This window comes from Bartonella sp. P12B, assembly GCF_055796185.1.
Window position 1 is genome coordinate 1 of sequence record NZ_JBTTDI010000055.1, and the last position, 1,427, is coordinate 1,427.

Here is a 1,427-nt window from a genome sequence, read left to right on the forward strand (position 1 = left end):
ATTAAAACCTTTACCGATGAAACCAATGCACGTGCAAAAAGAATGATGGAGACAGCGGTTGTACCCAAAAGCCCATCTGAAAAACGCAACAGTGGTTTTAATACAGGGACACTTGAGACAAGGCATATGGAAGCTCCAAATGCAAAAGTGAGTACCTTCAAAGCTCCTAAGCCAATTGTACTTCATAAACCTGTTGAAGTAGACGCCCGCGTCACCATTACAAATCTAAATATTTCAGTGCCAAATGGTCTCAAAGAGGAAATCAGAGACGCGGTCAATCAAGCCCTTGAACGCTATGCCAAACAGCAACGTTTAGCGATAGCCTCTAGCCTTTCGGATTAAAGACCATGATGCTCGCTTTGGGTGGTTTTATTTTTTCGATTGAAACAGCAGCCTATCAAACTCTTGACCTGTCTTATGGCGTGCCATGGGTGGAGCAAGGACGATTAGGACGAAAAGCGGCTCTTCAATTGCCTGCTGTTGCAAATGCAGAGTTCTCTTTAACGGGTGTGATCTATCCAGACTTCAAAGGTGGGCATGGACAGCTCGAATATTTGCGGCAAATCGCCCATCAGGGACCTCACATTCTTGTAACAGGACAAGGCAAAATTTTAGGCAAATTTGTCATCCTTTCTGTAGAAGAAAAGCAAAGCGTTTTTCATTATAACGGCACCCCCAAAAAACAAGAATTTACAATAAAATTGAGAGAGTATGGTGAAGATCTATGAGTGACCTTTATATAACAAAAGAAGGCGATATGGTTGATGCCATTTGCTGGAAATATTATGCCAAAGGTCAACAAGCCCTTGCTGTCGAACGTGTCTATGCAGCAAATTTTGGGCTTGCAGACCATGGTCCCATCTTGACAGCAGGCATCACAATCATTTTACCATCCCTGCCCTATCCCAAAGCCACACCCGTGATTAGAATTTGGGGAAGCAAATCATGAAACCTTTGTGCACGGTTATGGCAAATGGAGAAGATATCACCAAAACTCTCATGGATTATGTTTTATCAATTGAAATAACCGATGAAGCAGAAGACAAAAGCGACCGTATCACCATAGAGCTTGATGACCGTGCACGCAACAGTGATAATGGCTTTCTTGATATACCCCTCATTGGAACAGTTCTTTCCATAACACTTGGCTATGAGGGCGGCAAAATACGCGATATGGGGGCATATCTGATAGATGAGATCTCCGTGAGTAGTCCACCACAAAGCTTAACTGTTACAGGACGCGCCGCGGCGATGAACACGTCTTATAGAACACCAAAAAGCCAATCTTATCACCAGAAAACACTTGGCCATATTGTTCAAGAGATCGCACAGCGTAATGGTTATACCGCAAAGGTTGACCCTTCTCTTGCGAAAATTGTTGTGCGTCATATTGATCAAACTGCTGAAAGCGATATGGCTTTTGCCGC

The 1,427-nt window shown here is 43.5% G+C and carries 3 protein-coding genes and 1 pseudogene; all 4 read left to right on the forward strand.

Annotated elements, in window-relative coordinates; all coding sequences use genetic code 11:
* Positions 1–342 (forward strand): annotated as a pseudogene (locus tag AC0QT1_RS08600) (phage tail protein); the annotation flags it as partial.
* Between the two features lie 5 nt (positions 343–347).
* Positions 348–728, forward strand: a complete 381-nt coding sequence (locus tag AC0QT1_RS08605; RefSeq protein WP_473202127.1) for a phage tail protein — start codon at positions 348–350, stop codon at positions 726–728.
* Positions 725–949 carry a tail protein X gene (locus AC0QT1_RS08610; protein WP_473202128.1) on the forward strand — a complete coding sequence of 75 codons (225 nt, stop codon included), beginning with the start codon at positions 725–727 and terminating at the stop codon, positions 947–949. Before AC0QT1_RS08605 ends, AC0QT1_RS08610 begins: the two co-directional genes overlap by 4 nt.
* The coding region (locus tag AC0QT1_RS08615; RefSeq protein WP_473202129.1) for a phage late control D family protein at positions 946–1,427 on the forward strand (482 nt) is incomplete at its 3' end. The genes AC0QT1_RS08610 and AC0QT1_RS08615, both read left to right, overlap by 4 nt.

Bases quoted from the DNA above. Each gene is read 5' to 3' on its own strand.
- AC0QT1_RS08605 (WP_473202127.1), top strand. From the start codon at position 348: ATGATGCTCGCTTTGGGTGGTTTTATTTTTTCGATTGAAACAGCAGCC.
- AC0QT1_RS08610 (WP_473202128.1), top strand. From the start codon at position 725: ATGAGTGACCTTTATATAACAAAAGAAGGCGATATGGTTGATGCCATT.